Raw genomic sequence first — 1,236 nt, 5'->3', positions numbered from 1 at the left:
GGTCAGATTATTTAATTTTACACAAGTATTAAAGGTGATTTTATTATGCCGTTTTTAGGTAAAATTAACATGGTTTATTTTGACGTTTAACAATTATTCATAGGATAATACCTGCCTTTCTTTGATTTTTTTTGTAGTAAGAAAATTATACTTCATGGCGTGGTATTATCCTTTAGTTGTTTTTTGGAAATATTCATATGGAAGATTATTTAAATTTAAACTGTTTTGTTTGTATGAAATTTAGGTACTTAATATTTTTAATAATTGAAGAATTATGTATAGTAAAAAATAACTTAATTATTGCAAAATATGAAACTGAATGTTCAGTAAAAATAAAATACAAGTACAAAATGGATAAAGTTGTTGCAGATATATCTAAAATAATCTACCTTTTTTTGAGGCTCTATGTCAATAGTTTGGGCAGGTATTCGATTAGAATGTTTGCTCTTAATTTTTAACTCACAGGTGTAAACCTCCACCTTTAGGTGGAGAGCTTTAAGCCATTCCTTTTGAGGCTTTAGCATTGACACATGGGATATAATACCATATCATTCAATTGGGGGGGGCGATGATATGGTCGATTACAAGAAGAGCAGTCATACAGTATATGATATAAAGTATCACATAGTATGGGTAAGAAAATATAGATATCCAATTTTGAAGAATAATATTGCATATAGATTAAGAGATCTGCTAAGGCAAGGCTGTGAATCTATAGGAATAGAAATAGTAAAAGGGAATATTACCAAAGACCATGTGCATATGCTAATATCATGTCCAACAAGTATGGTACCAGCAAGAGAATAGTTCAACTTTTAAAAGGTAGGTCATCAAAATTACTGCAGGATGAATTTGCAGAGTTGAAGAAAAGATACTGGGGACAACATCTATGGGCAAGAGGATATTTTTGTGCAACAGTAGGTGTAGTAACGGAGGAAATGATTAAAGCGTATATTGAAAATCAAGGAAAAGAAGATGATGAAATTTTTAAAGTTACAGAATGATTTCAATCATATACTTTAGGTTGTTTTGAGCAAGTAGCTTTAGAAGGCTTTAGCCTTAATGGGACTTCCAGTTCCCCAAATAACCCACCTGCTTCAGCAGGTGGTTGTTGAGTTATGTATATATAACCTTTACGGATTCAGAAGTTTCGCAGATTAAAAAATAAATAGGGCGTAGCCCTTTGATATGTCAAGGTTTAGACGAATAATAATTGAAATATGTAAATTCCGATTT

General features: G+C 31.1%; 1 protein-coding gene and 1 pseudogene. Both read left to right on the top strand.

The window, feature by feature from the left end:
• The first annotated feature begins 197 nt into the window (after positions 1–197).
• Positions 198–458, top strand: a complete 261-nt coding sequence (locus EDD71_RS15095; protein ID WP_133629526.1) for a hypothetical protein — start codon at positions 198–200, stop codon at positions 456–458.
• 115 nt (positions 459–573) lie between these two features.
• Positions 574–1,004, top strand: a pseudogene (gene tnpA, locus EDD71_RS15090) (IS200/IS605 family transposase).
• Positions 1,005–1,236 lie beyond the last annotated feature (232 nt).

The sequence above is a fragment of the Fonticella tunisiensis genome, assembly GCF_004364155.1.
Classification (GTDB): Bacteria; Bacillota; Clostridia; order Clostridiales; family Caloramatoraceae; genus Fonticella; species Fonticella tunisiensis.
The sequence above is the reverse complement of the archived record's forward strand: the minus strand, read 5'-3'. Positions and strand labels throughout refer to the sequence as shown.

Coding starts and splice junctions, on each gene's coding strand:
- EDD71_RS15095 (WP_133629526.1), top strand. CDS start 198: ATGGAAGATTATTTAAATTTAAACTGTTTTGTTTGTATGAAATTTAGG.